This is a genomic window from Streptococcus ferus DSM 20646, assembly GCF_000372425.1.
Lineage (GTDB): Bacteria > Bacillota > Bacilli > Lactobacillales > Streptococcaceae > Streptococcus > Streptococcus ferus.
In genome coordinates, this window is record NZ_AQVD01000006.1 from 41,929 (window position 1) to 60,257 (window position 18,329).

Genomic DNA, 18,329 nt, shown 5'->3' on the forward strand with positions numbered 1-18,329 from the left:
AGGCTACTCCACCTTTTGAATATTATTGCTTTGCGATGACAGGCCGCCATTTTTGGCAATGTCCGTGATGCGGCTATAACGGCTCAGTTCATTGACCTCTTGTTTAGCATTATCATAGGCTGTCTCTTCATCGTTAATTTTACTGTTTAAACGGCTGATTTCTTGCTGGACTTGCAAGTTTCGGCTTTGTAAATTGATGATTCCGATAGCAATCACAATGGCCGTAATAATCAAGGCACCATAAAAAGCCTTTTCCAGGCGGGTAAACGTTCGGATTCTTTTTTGCAAAGCTTGCGAAATGGCTTCGCTGCGTTTTTCATTTGTCATTGGCTTCTCTAATTTCGAATTTTTTTAATGACCCGTAGTTTAGCTGAGTGGGCACGATGATTGGCGGCCACTTCTTCTGGACTCGGCAAAATGGGTTTACGGTTAACTAAGGCATATTTTGGTTCTAAATCTTCTGGTATAAAAGGCAGGCCCTTTGGCACATCCAGAGTGGTTCTTTCTTTAAAAAGCTGCTTGGTCAAGCGATCTTCTAAGGAATGAAAGGTAATAACAGACACACGGCCACCAAGAGCCAGCAAATCCATTGCCTGTGACAGCGACTCTTCTGCCGCTTTCAATTCATCATTAACCTCGATACGGATAGCTTGAAAAATCTGTTTGGCCGGGTGCCCCTTTTTCTTGAGTTCCTTGGCCGGTTTGGCTGACTTAATAATATCGGCCAGCTCAGTGGTGGTTTCAATTGGCTTGACCTTTCTGACGTCTTCAATTTTCCGAGCAATTTGTTTGGAAAACTTGTCTTCACCGTATTTAAAGAAAATTCTGACCAAATCATGGTAATTGTAAGTGTTCACCACATCATAGGCGGTTAAGTTCGCCTCCTGATCCATTCGCATATCCAGAGGCGCATCTTTTTTATAAGAAAAGCCGCGTTCTCTTTCATCTAGCTGAGGACTGGAAACTCCCAGATCGTAAAGAATACCGTCAATTTCAGTAACCCCCTGCTCAGCTAGCCGCTCCTTGAGATTCCTAAAGTTGTCCTTGATAAACGTCACTTGACCGCGAGCCACATAAGCCTCAAGGCGCTTCTGGGCATTATTAATCGCCCGATGATCCTGATCAAAGCAATAAAGATGTCCTCTGTCACTCAACTGAGACAAGAGATACTCACTGTGGCCTGCCCCGCCCAGAGTGGCATCAACATAGATACCATCGGGTTTAAGGTTAAGAGAATCCACGGTTTCATGAAGCAGAACCGTCGTATGGTAAAAGTCATTGGTCATAGGTTTCATTTTATCATATTTTTGAAGGATAATAAACCAAAAAAGAATAGAGAGTGTCCCTCTCTATTCTCTAATCTGACCGCTGCCATTGATATAAAACTTCGTGCTGGTCAGCGCTTCAAGCCCCATTGGCCCGCGGGCATGCATTTTCTGAGTAGAAATCCCAATTTCAGCACCCAGCCCAAAAACAAAACCATCTGTAAACCGCGTTGAAGCATTGACATAGACCGCCGCAGAATCCACTTCATCTTGGAAACGTTCTGCCGCATCAATATCTTTGGTCACAATACTTTCTGAATGATGGGTTGAATAGGTATTGATCCATGAAATGGCCTCTTCTACACTATCGACCACCTTAACGGACATCACATAATCTAAGAATTCAGCTGCAAAGTCTTCTGGCTCGGCCAAAACAGACTGTTCAAAAATCTCATGCGCCCGCTCGTCTGCTCGAAATGCCACAGGCTGCACCTCTGCCAGAGCCCGCTCCAGCTTAGGCAGAAAGACATTGGCAATCTTTTCATGAACCACTAAACTTTCTGCGGCATTACACACACTTGGCCGCTGAGTCTTAGCGTTAATGACAATCTGAACAGCCATCTCTAAGTCAGCTGATTGATCAACATAGATGTGGACATTGCCGGCACCTGTTTCAATGACAGGCACTTTTGATTTGGATTTGACTGTCTGGATTAGTCTGGCGCTTCCTCTAGGAATCAAAACATCGACATAGTCAACGGCCTGCATCAATTCTTCAGCAACAGCATGGCTGGTATCCTCCACTAATTGAACCACATCTGGATCATAATGCTCTTCTGCCAGTGCCTGACGGATAACCTTGACCAGAGCGGTATTGGAATGAATTGCATCACGGCCGCCACGCAGGATAATGCTGTTGCCTGTCTTAAAGGCTAGGCTAAATGCGTCCACAGAGACATTGGGCCGGCTCTCAAAAATCATGGCAATGACCCCCAGAGGGACCCTTTTTTGAATAATCTTAAGGCCATCCAGATTGGTGTAACCACGCACAACCTGACCGATGGGATCTTCAAGATCAGCCACATCACGGACCGCAGAAGCAATATCTGCCAGCCTTGTCTCATCCAGTCGCAGCCGATCCACCATAATATCAGAAATACCATGGTCTTTGGCTGCCGCAATATCTTTGGCATTTTCAGCTAAAAGAAAGGCGGTCTCTTTCTCCAAAGCGTCTGCTACAGCCAGCAGGGCTTTGTTTTTTTCAGCTGTTCCAAGTTTTGCTAACCGCTGACCTGCTTTTTTAGCATGTTTTCCTAAATCATCAATATAAGTCATAAGCTACTCCTTTGAAAATAAGGTTCCGATGTTTTTTCCGTCAAGGGCCTGTAAAATATCTCTTGGGTTGGCACCATTCATGAGAATCATCTGCCCATCGTTATCAAAAATCATCTGGGCTGATTTCAGTTTGCTCATCATACCGCCGGTTCCAAATTTACTGCCGACACCCCCAGCAGATTCTAAAATCTCTTCGGTCAATTCTGAAACATGCTGACGCAGTTTGGCATCGTCGTAGATGGTTGGATTTTTATCAAAAAGACCGTCAATGTCCGATAACATAATGAGAAGATCGCTCTGTGTAATCTCAGCAACAATCGCAGACAAACGGTCATTGTCCCCAAATTTAGTCAGGTGATCCATCTCATCAATGCTGACCGCATCATTTTCATTTACAATCGGTACAATCCCCATGGATAAAAGGGCCTCAAAAGCATTGGTGACATTGGCAAGACTCTCTGGATAGACAACCACATCTCGTGTGAGAAGAATCTGAGACACTTGGGTCTGGTAATGGGAGAAAATCTGGGAATAAAGGCTCATCATGGAGACCTGCCCCACACTTGAGACGGCCTGCTGACGGGCAATTTCTCCCGGTCTCTTATCCAAATTCAACACATTCAGACCAAACCCCATAGCTCCCGAAGAAACGAGAATGACATCTAGTCCCTGATTCATCAAGTTTGAGATGACAAAAGCCAGGCTATCTAGTGTTGATAAATTTATTTTACCGTTTGGAAGGACCAGCGTACTTGTCCCCACTTTAATCACAATCCGCTTTACATGTTCAAAATTACGTTTCATGGGAATCATTATAGCATAAAATAGTCCTTTCTGCCCAATAATCGAAAAGCCCCTTCTAAACGGAAGAGGCTTTTAAATCAACTCTTATCACCTGGCTTTCGGCCGTGAATGCCTTTTTGGCGCTGAACTTCTTTGAGTTTTTCTGGGGTAATATCTTTCCCTTCTTCATCTACAATTTTGAGACCTTCAATATGGTGACGGACACTGCGGCGGTAGCCTTCAATATATTCTTCACGCAATTTGGCCTGTTCGACTTTTTCTTCACCGGTCAGCCCTTCTGTTTTTTTCTTGCGGGCCAATTCATTGATGCGGTCAATTTTGGCTTGTTCCATAAAGCTTCTCCTATTTCGTATTAATTTCGTCAAAGGCAGCGATTGACTGAGCCTTAGTCATCAAGGTTTTTAACAGAGAGAGACGATTTTTTTGAAGAAGCAAGTCCTCTGTCATCACCATTGTATTGTCAAAGAAACTGTCAATAGCTGGACTGAGTGCAAATAGACGATCAAGATTATCAGCCATTTCTTCTGTAAAATGCAGCTCTTCAACGAGATTGAACAACTCCTGCTCGTACTCATTCTCAAAAAGACCCGGATCAACAGCAGCTTCCGCCTCCAGCTTCTTGGCTAGGTTAAAGACACGGGCCAAACTCTCAACAGATGCTTTAAAGTCTGGATCTTTGGCCTTGTCAGCCAGAGCATTGGCAGCTTCAATTTCAAGACGAACCACATATGTGCTGCTGTCTAAGACAGCGTCTCGAATATCTTTAGGAACATCACCATCAATCATCTTCGCCACACGCGCTCTCAGGAAAGCCATGACTTCAGGCTGATTCTCATAAGTCAGGCTGTCAAATGGCAGCTGATAAAGATTAGCAATCAGCTGATCTAGGGGAATTTCCCAGCCAAATTTATCAAGGATACGGACAATCCCCTGAGTTGCACGGCGAAGCGCATAAGGGTCGTTGGAACCACTTGGTATAAGCCCCACCGAGAAGAAAGATAGGAGGGTATCCAACTTATCAGCAATTGCCAAAATAGCGCCTACCTTGCTGTCAGGCAGCTCTCCTTCAGCACTTGTTGGCAGGTAGTGTTCACGGACAGCAGCAGCGACAGCTGAATTCTCGCCCGCTAAAAGAGCGTATTTTTCTCCCATGATTCCCTGGAGTTCATCAAACTCACCAACCATACCGGTCAGAAGATCAAACTTATAGATATTAGCTGCCCGCTCAACCTGATGAAGTTCTTCGCTAGACAGACCTGATTCTTGCCCAAGATAGACAGCAATCGCCTTTGTCCGCATCATGTGTTCATAAAGAGAACCGATTTTTTCATGGAAAGTGACCGCTTTTAACTTGTCAACCAAGTCCATGATTTGCAGCTTCTGATCTTCACGCCAGAAAAACTCCCCGTCTTCCAGACGGGCCAAAAGCACCTTCTCATTTCCTTTAATCACGTTTTCAAGGAAGGCGTCATTACCGTTTCGGACTGAAACGAAATTTGGCAGCAAGTTCCCTTCGTGATCACGGACAACAAAGTAACGCTGGTGAGACTTCATCGAAGTCACCAAAACTTCTTCTGGGATATCAAGATACTTACGATCAAAACTCCCCATAAAGGCGGTAGGATACTCAACCAAATTTAAAACTTCATCCAGCAACTCCTCATCGATTTCGACAGAGACCTTGTGGCTTTCTTCGAGTTCACGAATTTGGTCGATAATCAAGTTTTCACGTTCCTGAGCGTCCGCCAAAACAAATTCCGCGCGCAGGTCATCCTCATAGGAGGCTGCAGATTTGATTTCTGTTTCCTGTCCCAAGAAACGATGTCCGCGGCTGATACGACTGGATTTGATATCCAAAAACTCCAAATCAAGGGCCTGATCATCTAACAAAGCAACCAAGGTATGAACAGGTCGAATGTATTCAAAGGTGTGATTGGCCCAGTGCATATTGACTGGGAAGTTTAAGGATTTAAGCACGTCTACAACACCTGTGAGTACTTCTTGAACCGGTTTTCCTGCTTCATTTTTGGTAACGTAGACGTATTCCTCGCCGTTAACCTCTCTAAACTCAATCGCATCGGTCGTCAAGCCCTTACCACGGACAAATCCCTGGGCTGCCTTGGTAAAATTACCGTCAGCATCTAGCGCGATTTTTTTAGCAGGCCCTTTAAAGTCTTCTGAATAATCCCTTTGATGATCGGCTAAATTGACAACGCGGACCGCCAGACGGCGGGGCGTTGAAAAGACTTCAATCTTGTCAAAATCAAGGCGATTTTCTTCCAAAAATTGCCCCATTTTTTGACGTAATTGCTTGCTGCTGGGTTTGACCACATAGGCCGGCATTTCTTCTAATCCAAGTTCAATCAATAAATGTTTCGTCATTATTCAGCCTCCTTTGCCAAAAGCTCTTTCCTGCTGGCTTCATCTAAGAGAGGATAGCCCAGTCGTCTGCGTTCAGCCACAAAGGTTTTGGCAACCTCACGCGCCAAATTTCGAATACGGGCAATATAGCCAGCCCGCTCAGTTACCGAAACAGCACCACGGGCATCCAATAGATTAAAGGTATGGGAACATTTCAGCACATAGTCATAAGCTGGGTGAACCAAAGCTCCCTCTAAGCAGCGCTTAGCTTCTGCTTCGTATTTTTCAAAATTCTCAAGCAGCATTTCCTGATTGCTGACTTCAAAACTGTATTTGGAATGCTCAAATTCTGGCTGCTTGAAAATTTCGCCATATTTGACTCCTGGCGACCACTCAATTTCATATACCGAGTCCACTTCCTGAATATAAGAAGCCAGACGTTCCAAGCCGTAAGTAACCTCGGCTGTGACGGGCTGAGTTGCTAAACCCCCAACTTGCTGGAAATAGGTAAATTGGGTAATCTCCATCCCGTCCAGCCAGACTTCCCAGCCCAGACCCGCAGACCCTGTTGACGGGTTTTCCCAGTTGTCCTCAACAAAACGAATGTCATGCTCTAAAGGATTGATGCCTAGCACTTCCAAACTTTGAAGATAGAGTTCCTGAATGTTTGACGGGCTGGGTTTCATGACCACCTGAAACTGGTGATGCTGATAAAGACGGTTGGGGTTCTCACCATAACGGCCATCGGCAGGACGGCGGGAAGGCTCTACATAGGCGGCATTCCACGGCTCTGGTCCAATGGCCCGCAGGAACGTATAAGGACTCATAGTCCCAGCTCCCTTTTCATTGTCATAGGCCTGCATGAGCATACAGCCCTGGTCATTCCAGAATTGTTGCAGGGTTAAAATAATTTCTTGGAAGGTTAGTTTTTTAGACATGTCGTTCTCCTTTTAGTTGATGTTGACAGGATATAAAAACGGAACCCGTCTTCTACACCCATGCCAGTTGACATAGGGGCGTAGAGACGCGGTTCCACCCTAATTTTTCACTTCATTTATTCATCATTAACTTGGTCATCACCAAGAGAAAGCGCCAGTTTCTTATCTTGTTTCACCTGACTTGCACTCTCTCAGGCTCGCTGCAGAAACGCCACAAGACTTTCTTTCTTAAGGGGTATTATAGCAGAAAATGAGGTGGCTGTCTAGGACTAGTCTATCTTCATATCATTAAAAACATACAGAAAGAAATCTCGACTGACTTCAAAATGTCCATAGCGCAACTGACTGGCATAGTTTTTCCAATCTGGATGCTGTCTGGCCACTTCGATTGGGCAAGGTCGGACATAGTTGTAATACTCTACATCTCTTCTGAAAGGAATAAAATCCGGCGCCATCTCAAACTGATAAACCCTGTCATCCTTCATTTTCCCGACGGCTGTAAAAGCCTGCAGTTTTTGATCAGAATCTAGAGCCACCTTTGGACTGTAATAAAGCAGATAGTCTCCCTTCTTCATCCGTTTAAGAGGTCCGCCCTTGCCGTGGCAGACCTGGCAAAAACCACCTTCAACGCCACGTTTGACGTGATTTTCCGAAACGACTCCGACCCAAAATTTAACCATTCATGTCCTCCTGCCATCAGCTGAAACGGCCAATCACTTATTTTCAAGCTTGATAGACTGCCTGTCCTCCTAAATAAGTTGCTTTAAGGTTCATCGCCTCATCCAAGATGATAAAATCAGCTGGATGTCCTTTTTTAATCTGACCACATCGATCATCAATGCCAACTGATTTTGCCGGAATCAAACTGGCCATATTGATGGCTTGCGCTTTATCGGCCAATCCCCAGTCAATAACATTCTTGAGGCTATCCTTAAGTTTTAAGACAGACCCTGCTAGATTCCCACTATCTTGCAGTCTGGCTGTCCCCTTTTCAACCACCACTGGAAATTCGCCCAACATATAGCTGCCATCGGACAATCCCCCTGCACTCATACAATCGGTAATTAAGGCAATATGCTCGTGCCCTTTTTGGCGCAGAAGAATTTGACAGGCCGGCGGTGAGACATGGTGACCATCACAAATGAGCTCAGCATAGGTATCCGGAATAGTATAGACAGCTCCTAGCATACCCGGCTCACGGTGGTTAAGCCCTCTCATACCATTATAGGCATGGACCCATACACTGGCACCTGCTTCTACCGCTTTGATAGCTTGTTCATGTGTCGCATCTGAATGCCCCAGAGCAAGGACAATGCCCTTATGCCGACAATACCGGATAAAATCTGCCGCACCTGGCCTCTCAGGCGCTAAGGCCAATTTACACAAGAGTCCCTTAGAACTCTCATACCACTGGTCTAATTCAGCAATTGAGGGATCATGCATATAAGAAGGATTTTGAGCCCCCTTATACTTTTCGGTGAAATAAGGGCCTTCAAAATACAGACCCTGTATACGGGCACCTGTTTCCTGACCAGCAAAAGCAGCTGTTGTGTGGCAGACTGCATTCAAAGCCTCAAAAGAAGAGGTTAAGGTTGTCGGCAAAAAACTCGTCACTCCCGTTTCGAGCAGACCTCTGCTAATGGTTTCCAGAGACTCCGGACGATTGTCCATCACATCAGCCCCACCGTAGCCGTGAATATGGGTATCCACCAAGCCTGGCGCAAGCGAATAGCCGCTATAGTCAATCACCTTATCCTGTTTGGAAACCTGTGGCACCCAGTCGCCAAACTGCTCATCAATAATCTCCAAATAACCTCCTTTTTCAACATGATGAGGATAATAAAAAGCATCAGCTTTAATGTAAGTTGTCATGTCAAACGCCTCCATTTCTCACCTTTCATTATAGTAAAAAGTTCTTCTTTTGTAAATGGTATATACCATTTTATGCCGTTTTTTCAGGCCTACTAGGTCTAACACTAAAAAACAGCAAGGAAATCCTTGCTGTTGTATCTATTTCTGAATTAGGCTGACTTATGCCGTTTCATAGCCTAACAAAATACCGCCATCCTCTGCATAAAAACTGCAGAGACCCGACGTTTTCATTACACTAATATCTGCCTGCGGAAACTGTGCCTTAATGACCCCATCAAGTTGCTGACAAATTTTAGGATTGTTGGAATGCGCGATGACAACCTTACCGCCTGCATAGCCTGCCTTTTGCATTTCAGAGAAAGTTGCTGCGACGGCACTTTTTTGCCCTCTCGCTTTCTGCAAGAGTTCAAGCGTCCCTTGAGAGCTGGCTTCTCCTACCATCCGAATATTTAAAAATCCAACGACCTTACCGACCAATTTACTAAGGCGACCATTCTTAACCAAATTATCCACCTTGGCTAAGACAAAGAGCAGTTTGGTTTTTTCCTGATATGTAGAGATGCGCTCCACAATCTCTTCAAAAGACAGGCCTAAACCAATCAATCGGTTTAACTCTAAAACCAATAAATCAATCTCTCCCCCTGCTGACAAGGTATCAATGACATGAATCTGCTTATCGGGGTACCTTTCTAATAAAAATTGTTTAGCCAGCTGAGCACTGTTCTGGCTGCCCGAAAGAGTACCTGTAATCGTTAAAACAAATAACTTATCAGCGGATTGATAGGCTTTCGCATAGGCATCTGGGTTAGGACAAGCAGAGCTTGCAGCAGCCGAAGACGCATACATGGTCACCATCATGTTATCAATATCCAACTCCAAATCGTCTACAAACACTTGATTGCCGACTTGAATCGTCAAAGGCACACGTTCATAACTGGTATCTGGAGCCAGATTAGGGATTTCTTTAAGGTCACAGCCAGAATCTGCTACAATTTTCCAAGCCATGTCATCCTCCAAAATATCTACTTATTTTTAGTTTGACAAGCAAACCACTTTCTCCTAAAATTATATCATAGAATGATAAGCCAATTAAAAGAGACTTGTCAGCTGTCACATGAAAGGAAGGAGTGTCATGGCAGAACGCAAAATGGCGGAAGCTTCTCTAAAAAATCTACAAAAAGCGAATTGGGAAGCCCATCTCATTACCAAGGAATCTTTGGAGACAGCCCTGCTTTTTTTGTTGCAGCAAAAGAAGCTATCTGACATTTCGATTTCCGAACTAGTCCTGAAAGTTGGTGTTTCACGAAATGCCTTTTATCGCCACTACCACAGCAAGGACGAACTACTTAAAAAGCTCTTGAAGAAGAACGTTTTAAAAATTGTCAAAGGGCTTCAGCGTTTTCACCCCATTAAGGAAAGATATCAAGCTTGGCATTTTCTTTTCAGCCAAGTCAGACAGCAAAAAGAGCTGCTTCACCTAGCCAAACACAGTCATTTTGACCAGTGGCTCAAGGATATTGTCACAGAAGGACTGGAGCGCTATCAAAGACGTAAACAGAGAATCTTAGCAGACTATGTTAATACATTTTGGGCTAGTGCTGTTATCTCGGTTTTATCCAAGTGGATTCGTGATGGCATGATTATTCCTGAGGAGGAAATGGCTCATATTGACCTGCCTCTTTTACCGTAATATCTAAAATGAGGCTGGGCAATAAGTCCAACCCCTTTTTTGGAGTTCGTGATAATATCTTGACGCAGTGGTTGATTGGCAGATTTGTTCGTGTCTCACACTCCAAATCTGACCTAATCAACTGTGCGGGGGTGGGAAAACGAACTCTTTTTCGACTTGTCGAGTTCTTTCCCACTCCCATTTTTTAAGACATATTTTTCAATGGCAAGTGCGACTCCTGCCTGGTCATTGTTGGCTGTTATGGCATCGGCCAGCTCTTTTGTTTGACCATCAGCATTGCCCATGGCTACTCCAAGACCGGCATAGGTCAGCATCTCGATGTCATTGCTGGCATCCCCCAAAGCCATGACCTGACCCGCATGAATCCCCAGCCTATCTGCCAACCGATTGAGGCTTGAAGCCTTGTTGACACCAAACGGCATCGCTTCAAAGACATAGTCTAAGCCTCTGACTGTATGAAAATGCTGGGACAGGAGCGGCTCAGCTTTTTCCTGAAAACCATCCAAAGGTTGGGAGTGATCCATAAACAACCCCAGCAAGACAGGTTCCGTCTGCCTGATCAATTCCTCAAAACTAACGGCTTTCGCCTGATGAAAGGCCGTCTCAGCGTCTCTAGCCACAATATCAGAGACCTCATCCCCAATAACATACATGGTCGTTGGTGTCATAAAGACTAGACTCGGCTGAGGAGACTGCTGCCAATTGTCATAGAGCATCTGCAGTTGATCTTTGGTTAAGTCATGATAGTCAAAAAGCTGCCAGCCTTCTGTCTGGTAAGTGGTGCAGCCATTATTGCCTATAACAAACTCCTCTCCACCAAGTCCGAGTTCTTGAAAATAGGGCTTGATTCCCATAACAGGGCGGCCTGAACAGAGAACAATTTTGACCCCTTCTCGGGCAGCCCGCCTGATGGCTTCAATATTACGCGGCGGAATCCTTTTATCCGAATCCAGCAGTGTCCCATCCAAATCAATAGCAATTAAGCGAATATCCTGCGTCATACATCATTACTCCCCAAAGCCCATGTCTCAATAGCGTAAGCAACACCTGCTTCGTCATTAGTCAAAGAGACTTTATCGGCTGCTTGTCGGATTGATTCACTGGCATTGCCCATAGCAACACTCAGACCGGCAAAACTCAGCATTTCAAGATCGTTAGGTGCATCTCCAATAGCCATGATGTCTCGAGGATTAATCAGCAAATGTTCAGCCAAAGCTTTTAGGCCACTGGCTTTTGTAATCCCCTTAGGCATCACCTCATAGAGATAAGACTGACTTCTGACCGTGCTGAATTGGCTGGACAGCCTGTCGTCAACCGACCGCTCAAATTGATCCAGATTAGCCTCTTCTCCCATATACATGGCCTGAAAAATAGGTGTTTTCAAGGCTTTTAAGCCTTTGAACGAAATGGGCTTGGCTTTTGTAAATACGAGACTGGCATCATAAGCAACGAGATCGGAAACACTTTGCCCCATAACCAAAAAATGATTGGCTTCGGTCAAGGTCAGTTCAATCTGATGGTTTTGTGCGATAAGACGCTCTAGGCCTTGGATGTCATCAAGACTTAGCTCATGGTAGCTCAGAAGCTCCCACTTTCCTTTTTCAATCTGATGGGTCGAACAGCCATTGTTTAAAACAGCGTATTCAGCCTGATGCCCCAAATCCAGATCCTTAAAATAAGGTTCAACTCCTGATTGCGGCCGTCCCGTACACAGAACAATCTTAATGCCTTCTTGGGCAGCCTTCTGAATGGCTTTGATGTTCTCGGCAGGGATTTTTTTGTGACGATTAAGCAAAGTGCCATCCAAATCAATAGCAATCATTTTGATCATGGTCTCTCCTAACGCTCATTAAACTCTTATCTTTAGTCTAACATAATCGGAGGCATTTACCAATCTGAGATTTAAAAAGTCCAGAAAAAGTTCTGGACAGCTGTCTATCATTCTGAGCCTAGCTTATACGGACTTCCCTTTAGGGCTCGCTTAAGCGACCATTTGCTGGGATTGCCTGTAATGGTTACTAGGGACTGCTCTAGGTCAACAGTAACGTTTTCAACTTTTTTTAAAGCTGAAAACCGCTCGGTAACATTATCAGCACAGCCTTGGCATTTAAGGCCGCTAATGGCATAGGTTTTTTCCATAAGATTCCTCCTCTTATAATGACATGATTTTGAGACGAAGGGCGTTGAGCACGACTGATACTGAGCTAAAACTCATGGCCAGCCCAGCAATCATGGGATCCAATAAAGGACCGCCGAAAAGATGAAGAACGCCCATAGCAATAGGGATAGACAAAATATTGTAGATAAAGGCCCAAAAAAGGTTTTCTTTAATGTTCTTAATGGTCGCACGGCTAATTTTCAGCATCTTGATCACATCCAGCATAGCTGGTTTCATCAGAACAATATCCGCTGACTCTATGGCAATATCTGTCCCTGAGCCCATGGAAATACCGATATCGGCTGTTGCTAACGCTGGTGCATCATTGATCCCATCACCAACCATGGCCACCTTCTTTCCTTGCGCCTGCAAATCTGAAATGACTTGTGACTTTTCGTGCGGCAGCAGCTGACTGACAAGATGAGGAATGCCAGCTTCTTTGGCAATCGCCTGTGCAGTCTGCTCGTTATCCCCTGTTAACATAACGAGTTCAAATCCCATTTTTTGCAGTTCAGCAAGCATTTCCTTGCTGTCATCCTTTAGACGGTCAGCAAGAGTCACGAGCCCAATTAACTCTCGATCTGCAGCAATAAAGACTGGGGTTTCTCCCCGAGCAGTGGCTGCTGCAAAATCTGACTGAGCTCTCTGAAGAGAGATCCCCTCTCTTAACAACAACTTATCATTGCCAATTAAGAGTTGCCGTCCTTGAACCACCCCTTCTAATCCATACCCTGTCAAGGACTTAAAATGCTTGACAGGCCATAAATCAAGCCTCTCTTCTTTTGCAGCCGCAACAATAGCCTGACTTAAGGGATGTTCTGATAAGGTTTCTAAAGAAGCAGCCAGCTGCAAAAGATTGACCTCCTGGTCATAAGAAAAAATCTGAGCAAGCTGAGGGCGTCCCTGGGTAATGGTTCCCGTCTTATCAAAAACAATGGTATCCACTTCCTGCGCCATTTCTAAAATATCGCCCCGCTTAAAAAGGATACCATTCTCAGCTGCACGGCCTGTACCAACCATAATCGCGGTCGGGGTTGCCAAGCCTAGAGCACAAGGACAGGCAATGACCAAAACTGCAACGGCAGCCGTCATCGAGAAAGTCAAGTTTTCTCCCATGATAAAGAACCAAAACAAGCCTGTTAAAAGCGCCAAGACGATAACCACCGGAACAAAAAGTCCAGAGACTTTGTCTGCAATTTTAGCGATCGGAGCCTTGGTCTGCTGAGCCTCTTCAACAAGCTTTATAATTTGCGCCAAAAGGGTTTCATTGCCTACTTTCTCAGCTTTGAAGCGGAAACTTCCCTGCCCATTGATAGAGCCTCCAAAAACATGGCTGTCTTTGTCTTTCTCAACTGGGATAGCCTCCCCAGTCAGCATGGACTCATCAACTGAAGAACTCCCTGAAAGAACAAGTCCATCAAGCGGAATCTTTTCTCCTGGCTTCACCAAGATAATATCTCCTAACTCAACGGTTTCAATAGGCAGCATGCTTTCTTGCCCCGCTCTAATCACTCTAGCCTCCTTGGCAGATAGAGAAATCAGCTTTTTGAGTGCATCGGATGTCCTGCCTCGAGACAAACTTTCCAAATATTTTCCCAAAGTGATAAGCGTCAGAATAACTCCCACCGATTCATAATAGAGCGCATGCACGTGGTGGTGGTGTCCCAAATAAATATGGTAGGTCCCATAAAGGCTGTATAAAAAGGCAGCGCTGGTCGCTAAAGCCACCAAGGAGTCCATATTAGGATGCCGTCTAAAAAGTGCCCTAAATCCATTCAGGTAAAAGGCTCGATTGATGACAATCACCGGAATGGTCAGAAACAGCAAGAAAAGAGCGTAGTTAAGTGGCGATTCATTCGGGTCTAAAAAAGAGGGCAGAGAGAGGCCAATCATAGGTCCCATAGCAGCATAAAAAAGCGGAAGGGTAAAAATAAGGGAGGCAAACAAGCGCCGTGTCATTTGGGCAAGTTTATCTTCCTCTCGCTCTTTCTGACTGGTCTGGCTGCCAGCTGTAATGAGCTTGGCCTGATAACCCGCTTGAGCAACCGCTCTTTCGATTGCTTCTGAACCCAGTTTAGACTGGTCAAAATCGATCGTCATTTTCTCAGTCGTCAGGTTAACAGCAGCCTGGTTCACACCGTCCAGCTTTTTGACAGCCTTTTCTACGGTAAGTGCACAGGAAGCACAGGTCATGCCGTCAATCATAAAAACTTTTTCACTCATGAGGTCACCTCCAAATGATGAGAGCAGGTGCATTGACCCGGAATACAGTCACAAGAGACAGATGCTACAGCCTTATCTTTTTTGCTGGACAGCAACCTCTCCAAAGAGGCAATATCTGCTCTTGTCATCGGTGTTTTTTGAATCAGTTCCGCCAAAAGCGTTTTATGCTTACGGACGCAGATCCTGGCAAAAAGATCTGACACCTCTTCTTCCAAGGCCCTATCTTCCTCAATTAAGGAACGATAGAGGAACTTTTTCCCGTGGCGCTGACTACCCAAACAGCCTTTCTCAACAAGTCTCGCAATGAGGGTCTTAACAGTTGAAGGCGACCAGTTATTTTTCTGGTTTAAAACCGCAATGACCTGGCTGCTGCTAGCTTCGCCCAAGGCCCAAAAAACCCGCATAACCTCCCACTCCGCTTGTGAAATTCCCATACTAGAACTCCTTTCGACGACATTTGTAAATCTATTTTAAAACTTTTGTCTACAATTGTCAATATATAGACAATTAAAAAAGAAGTTTAAAAACTTCTTTTTTAGTCCTGATTCTTTTTCTCCAAGTCACGGAGCATTTGATCAATCTTATTTCCATAGGTAATCGACTCGTCCTTGATAAATGTCAAATCAGGAATTTTATACATCTGAAGATTCTTGCCAAGTTCACGTTTGATTGTTCCTTTAGCCTTGGTCAAACCCTCTTGGGCTTTCTGATTGTCTGAAGCAAGGTCACTCATGACACTGTAGTAGACCTTCGCCACAGATAAATCGCCCAGCATCTGAACATCTGTGATGGTGACGCCTGCGACTCTCGGATCACGGACCTTTTTTTGCAAGATTTCATTAACTTCGCGTTTGATTTCCATTCCAACACGATCAACTCGAAAATGTGACATAGATTTCCTTTCTATGGGTCTCCCATAAGGCTAAACACGATTCTCGATAGAAATCACCTGAACTCAGCGTTTAATTTCCTCGAGAACATAAGCTTCAATCGTATCATCTACCTGAAGGTCATTATAGTTTTCAATCATCAGTCCGCCTTCTTGAGCATTGCCGACTTCCTTAACATCGTCCTTATAATGTTTCAGGCTGGCTAATTTGCCATCAAAAATCACCACACCATCACGAATAACACGAACGCTGGAATCACGTGTCACCTTACCGTTCAGAACCATAAAGCCACCAATGGTACCCACTTTAGAGACTTTGAAGGTTTCTCGGATAATAGCTTCCCCAATAATTTTTTCTTCGAATTCTGGGTCAAGCATTCCCTTCATGGCATCCTCTACCTCTTCAATCACTTTATAAATGATACTGTGCAGACGAATTTCTACCTCGTCAGTCTCAGCCTGCTGACGAGCTTGAGGCGTAGGACGTACATTGAAACCAATGATGATGGCATTTGAGGCCTCTGCCAGTGTGATATCTGACTCATTAATAGCACCAACAGCGGAGTGGACAACATTTACCTTAACCCCTTCTACTTCAATCTTCAGTAAAGAAGCGGCCAGAGCTTCAACCGACCCCTGCACATCAGCCTTAATAATCACATTAACAGACTTGACTTCCCCTGCCTTGAGGGTGTCGAAGAGATTTTCCAGGCTGACCCGCTGAGTGTTCTGACGCTGTTTCAGAAGGGCACGTTTGGCACGCTCTTCACCAGCCGCACGCGCAGCTTTTTCATCTTCATAGACGGCAAAATGGTCACCAGCCATCGGCGTTTCATTCAAACCGGTAATTGAAACCGGTGTTGACGGTTCAGCAACCTTAATCCGGCGGCCTAGGTCATTGGTCATGGCACGAACACGACCAAAGGTGTTGCCCACAACAATTGGGTCATGCACATTAAGAGTTCCCTGTTGAACAAGGAGGGTTGCAACAGCCCCTTTTCCTTTATCCAGACGGGCTTCAATAACGGTACCAATCGCACGAACAGTTGGATCGGCCTTGAGTTCCTGGATTTCAGCAACCAAGAGAACAGTCTCTAGGAGTTCATCAATATTCTGACCAAATTTGGCTGAAATTTCAACAAACTCAGAGTCTCCGCCCCAGGCTGTTGAGATAACACCATGTTCAGCCAACTCACCAATGACACGCTCAGGATTAGCACCCGGCTTATCAATTTTATTGATGGCTACAATGATGGGAACATACGCAGCCTTAGAGTGGTTGATGGCTTCAATGGTCTGAGGCATCACACCGTCATCAGCCGCAACAATCAGAATCGTGATATCTGTGACCGAAGCGCCGCGCGCACGCATACTGGTGAAGGCCGCATGTCCTGGAGTATCTAGGAAGGTAATCTTCTTGCCACCCTCTTCAATCTGATAGGCTCCGATATGCTGGGTGATGCCGCCTGCCTCTCCGGTAGCGACACGGGAATTGCGAAGCGTATCCAGAAGGGTCGTTTTCCCGTGGTCAACGTGTCCCATGATGGTAACGACAGGAGCGCGCTCAACCATTTTGTCCGGATTGAGGTAGCCATCTTCGGCGAAGAAACGTTCAATATCAGCATTATCAACTTCAACCTTTTGATGTGCTTCGATACCATAATCCACCATGAGCAGTTCAATAGTATCGGCATCCAGAGACTGGTTCTGAGTTGCCATAACTCCCATCATAAAGAGTTTTTTAACAATTTCTGCTGGTTCGCGTTTAATGCGTTTCGCAATTTCAGCAACTGTCATGCCTTCAGTGTATTCGAACTCTTTTGGCAATTCATGGAATTTACGTTCCGTAACTGGTTTTGGTGCCGCAGCAGTCCGGTTATTTTTGCCTTTTTTATTCTTTTTATTAGTGTTCCAGTTACTATTTCTTTGATTTCTCACTTGGTTTTGGTTATTCCGACTTTTCTTATTTTTTGCTTGTTTTGGCCCATCTTCATTTTCGTGCGCAAAGTCACGGGTCTTCTCTGGACGGTTTTGTTTTTTACGACGCGTATCAGTAGCGGCAGGTTTACTTGGAGCTGCCGCAGCCGCTTGATTTCTTTCTTTAGCCTGTCTTGATTCTGCTCGTTCACGTTCTGCTTGACGCTTTGCTTCTTGGGCCTCGTGGAAACGTGTCTCACTCTGGCGAGAATATTCCGCATTTTGCTCTGCTTTTAAGGCAGCTGCCCTCGCTTTGAAATCAATACGGCCACCCGCCTGATTGGAGCGGTTGTCAGCTGCATTTTGCGAGCGATTGGCCGCCTGATGGCGTCCATCCTGACGATTATCCGTCTGTGATCTTCGGTTTTGATACTGATCTTTATCCTGATAACTTGGACGATTTGACGGACGACGGTCATTCGTTCTCTGACGGTGGTCTCCCTGCTGTTTGCGTCGTTCAGCTTCGGCTTTCGCTTTAGCTTCACGTTCAGCTTTAAAGTTTCGCATCTGTGGTCTTGGCCTTAAAGGCTTTTTGGCAGCTGGCGCCTGTACTGCCTTGTCAGCAGCCGTATTTTGAGGAGCATCAGCAAAAGGTTTGTTTTCTGCCAGTGCTGGCTTTGGAGCCGACGCTGACTGAGAGGCACTTTTAGCCGCTGGCTGAGAAAAGCTATCGCGGATTTTTTGTGCCGCACTTTCCTCCACACTTGATGCGTGACTTTTGACGTCAAGCCCTAGTTCTTTAGCCTTATCGACAATCTCTTTACTTTCCTTGCCTAATTCTTTGGCAATTTCATATAATCTTTTCTTAGACAAATCT

Annotated in this window: 18 protein-coding genes; 1 reads left to right on the plus strand and 17 read right to left on the minus strand. The window is 45.1% G+C overall.

What is annotated here, in order from left to right; all coding sequences use genetic code 11:
* Positions 1 to 3 precede the first annotated feature (3 nt).
* The 10 genes from ftsL to A3GY_RS0108285 form a co-directional block, all read right to left on the minus strand.
* Positions 4 to 327: a cell division protein FtsL gene (ftsL, locus tag A3GY_RS0108240; RefSeq protein WP_018030931.1), complete on the minus strand. Its 324-nt coding sequence runs from the start codon at positions 325 to 327 to the stop codon at positions 4 to 6.
* Positions 328 to 335: 8 nt separating this feature from the next.
* Entirely contained in the window at positions 336 to 1,286 is a 951-nt protein-coding gene (gene rsmH, locus A3GY_RS0108245) for a 16S rRNA (cytosine(1402)-N(4))-methyltransferase RsmH (protein WP_018030932.1), read from the minus strand.
* Positions 1,287 to 1,349: 63 nt separating this feature from the next.
* Positions 1,350 to 2,600: a glutamate-5-semialdehyde dehydrogenase gene (locus tag A3GY_RS0108250; RefSeq protein WP_018030933.1), complete on the minus strand. Its 1,251-nt coding sequence runs from the start codon at positions 2,598 to 2,600 to the stop codon at positions 1,350 to 1,352.
* A 3-nt stretch (positions 2,601 to 2,603) separates the two neighbouring features.
* A complete protein-coding gene (proB, locus tag A3GY_RS0108255) occupies positions 2,604 to 3,404 on the minus strand; it encodes a glutamate 5-kinase (protein WP_018030934.1) in 801 nt (266 codons plus the stop codon).
* 77 nt (positions 3,405 to 3,481) lie between these two features.
* The gene (locus tag A3GY_RS0108260) at positions 3,482 to 3,736 is read right to left on the minus strand and encodes a DUF896 family protein (RefSeq protein WP_018030935.1); all 255 of its coding nucleotides are present in this window, start codon (positions 3,734 to 3,736) and stop codon (positions 3,482 to 3,484) included.
* Positions 3,737 to 3,746: 10 nt separating this feature from the next.
* Complete coding sequence (glyS, locus tag A3GY_RS0108265; protein ID WP_018030936.1) at positions 3,747 to 5,786, minus strand: glycine--tRNA ligase subunit beta; 2,040 nt, start codon at positions 5,784 to 5,786, stop codon at positions 3,747 to 3,749.
* Positions 5,786 to 6,703: a glycine--tRNA ligase subunit alpha gene (gene glyQ / locus A3GY_RS0108270; RefSeq protein ID WP_018030937.1), complete on the minus strand. Its 918-nt coding sequence runs from the start codon at positions 6,701 to 6,703 to the stop codon at positions 5,786 to 5,788. The genes glyS and glyQ overlap by 1 nt, the downstream gene beginning before the upstream one ends.
* 269 nt (positions 6,704 to 6,972) lie before the next feature.
* Positions 6,973 to 7,383: an EVE domain-containing protein gene (locus tag A3GY_RS0108275; protein WP_018030938.1), complete on the minus strand. Its 411-nt coding sequence runs from the start codon at positions 7,381 to 7,383 to the stop codon at positions 6,973 to 6,975.
* Between the two features lie 43 nt (positions 7,384 to 7,426).
* Positions 7,427 to 8,575 carry an N-acetylglucosamine-6-phosphate deacetylase gene (gene nagA / locus A3GY_RS0108280; protein ID WP_018030939.1) on the minus strand — a complete coding sequence of 383 codons (1,149 nt, stop codon included), beginning with the start codon at positions 8,573 to 8,575 and terminating at the stop codon, positions 7,427 to 7,429.
* Between the two features lie 159 nt (positions 8,576 to 8,734).
* Positions 8,735 to 9,580: a DegV family protein gene (locus A3GY_RS0108285; RefSeq protein ID WP_018030940.1), complete on the minus strand. Its 846-nt coding sequence runs from the start codon at positions 9,578 to 9,580 to the stop codon at positions 8,735 to 8,737.
* Between the two features lie 127 nt (positions 9,581 to 9,707).
* On the opposite strand from A3GY_RS0108285, the gene A3GY_RS0108290 reads away from it, so the two are divergent.
* Entirely contained in the window at positions 9,708 to 10,265 is a 558-nt protein-coding gene (locus tag A3GY_RS0108290) for a TetR-like C-terminal domain-containing protein (RefSeq protein WP_018030941.1), read from the plus strand.
* A 113-nt stretch (positions 10,266 to 10,378) separates the two neighbouring features.
* Here A3GY_RS0108290 and A3GY_RS0108295 read toward each other — a convergent pair whose 3' ends face one another.
* The 7 genes from A3GY_RS0108295 to infB form a co-directional block, all read right to left on the minus strand.
* On the minus strand, positions 10,379 to 11,266 hold the full coding sequence (locus A3GY_RS0108295) for a Cof-type HAD-IIB family hydrolase (protein WP_018030942.1): 888 nt from the start codon (positions 11,264 to 11,266) through the stop codon (positions 10,379 to 10,381).
* Positions 11,263 to 12,096, minus strand: a complete 834-nt coding sequence (locus A3GY_RS0108300; protein WP_018030943.1) for a Cof-type HAD-IIB family hydrolase — start codon at positions 12,094 to 12,096, stop codon at positions 11,263 to 11,265. The genes A3GY_RS0108295 and A3GY_RS0108300 overlap by 4 nt, the downstream gene beginning before the upstream one ends.
* 107 nt (positions 12,097 to 12,203) lie before the next feature.
* Entirely contained in the window at positions 12,204 to 12,404 is a 201-nt protein-coding gene (gene copZ, locus A3GY_RS0108305; RefSeq protein ID WP_018030944.1) for a copper chaperone CopZ, read from the minus strand.
* A gap of 13 nt (positions 12,405 to 12,417) precedes the next feature.
* Complete coding sequence (locus A3GY_RS0108310; protein ID WP_018030945.1) at positions 12,418 to 14,646, minus strand: heavy metal translocating P-type ATPase; 2,229 nt, start codon at positions 14,644 to 14,646, stop codon at positions 12,418 to 12,420.
* Positions 14,643 to 15,080, minus strand: coding sequence for a CopY/TcrY family copper transport repressor (locus tag A3GY_RS0108315; RefSeq protein ID WP_018030946.1), 438 nt, complete (start codon positions 15,078 to 15,080; stop codon positions 14,643 to 14,645). The genes A3GY_RS0108310 and A3GY_RS0108315 overlap by 4 nt, the downstream gene beginning before the upstream one ends.
* Positions 15,081 to 15,181: 101 nt before the next feature.
* Positions 15,182 to 15,538 (minus strand): 30S ribosome-binding factor RbfA, encoded by a 357-nt coding sequence (rbfA, locus tag A3GY_RS0108320; RefSeq protein ID WP_018030947.1) that lies wholly within the window; start codon positions 15,536 to 15,538, stop codon positions 15,182 to 15,184.
* A gap of 63 nt (positions 15,539 to 15,601) precedes the next feature.
* Complete coding sequence (infB, locus tag A3GY_RS0108325) at positions 15,602 to 18,325, minus strand: translation initiation factor IF-2 (RefSeq protein WP_018030948.1); 2,724 nt, start codon at positions 18,323 to 18,325, stop codon at positions 15,602 to 15,604.
* Positions 18,326 to 18,329 lie beyond the last annotated feature (4 nt).

Coding starts and splice junctions, on each gene's coding strand:
- ftsL (WP_018030931.1), bottom strand. CDS start 327: ATGACAAATGAAAAACGCAGCGAAGCCATTTCGCAAGCTTTGCAAAAA.
- A3GY_RS0108310 (WP_018030945.1), bottom strand. CDS start 14,646: ATGAGTGAAAAAGTTTTTATGATTGACGGCATGACCTGTGCTTCCTGT.
- rbfA (WP_018030947.1), bottom strand. CDS start 15,538: ATGTCACATTTTCGAGTTGATCGTGTTGGAATGGAAATCAAACGCGAA.
- A3GY_RS0108290 (WP_018030941.1), top strand. CDS start 9,708: ATGGCAGAACGCAAAATGGCGGAAGCTTCTCTAAAAAATCTACAAAAA.
- A3GY_RS0108300 (WP_018030943.1), bottom strand. CDS start 12,096: ATGATCAAAATGATTGCTATTGATTTGGATGGCACTTTGCTTAATCGT.
- proB (WP_018030934.1), bottom strand. CDS start 3,404: ATGAAACGTAATTTTGAACATGTAAAGCGGATTGTGATTAAAGTGGGG.
- nagA (WP_018030939.1), bottom strand. CDS start 8,575: ATGACAACTTACATTAAAGCTGATGCTTTTTATTATCCTCATCATGTT.
- copZ (WP_018030944.1), bottom strand. CDS start 12,404: ATGGAAAAAACCTATGCCATTAGCGGCCTTAAATGCCAAGGCTGTGCT.
- A3GY_RS0108315 (WP_018030946.1), bottom strand. CDS start 15,080: ATGGGAATTTCACAAGCGGAGTGGGAGGTTATGCGGGTTTTTTGGGCC.
- A3GY_RS0108275 (WP_018030938.1), bottom strand. CDS start 7,383: ATGGTTAAATTTTGGGTCGGAGTCGTTTCGGAAAATCACGTCAAACGT.
- A3GY_RS0108285 (WP_018030940.1), bottom strand. CDS start 9,580: ATGGCTTGGAAAATTGTAGCAGATTCTGGCTGTGACCTTAAAGAAATC.
- glyS (WP_018030936.1), bottom strand. CDS start 5,786: ATGACGAAACATTTATTGATTGAACTTGGATTAGAAGAAATGCCGGCC.
- A3GY_RS0108260 (WP_018030935.1), bottom strand. CDS start 3,736: ATGGAACAAGCCAAAATTGACCGCATCAATGAATTGGCCCGCAAGAAA.
- glyQ (WP_018030937.1), bottom strand. CDS start 6,703: ATGTCTAAAAAACTAACCTTCCAAGAAATTATTTTAACCCTGCAACAA.
- A3GY_RS0108295 (WP_018030942.1), bottom strand. CDS start 11,266: ATGACGCAGGATATTCGCTTAATTGCTATTGATTTGGATGGGACACTG.
- rsmH (WP_018030932.1), bottom strand. CDS start 1,286: ATGACCAATGACTTTTACCATACGACGGTTCTGCTTCATGAAACCGTG.
- A3GY_RS0108250 (WP_018030933.1), bottom strand. CDS start 2,600: ATGACTTATATTGATGATTTAGGAAAACATGCTAAAAAAGCAGGTCAG.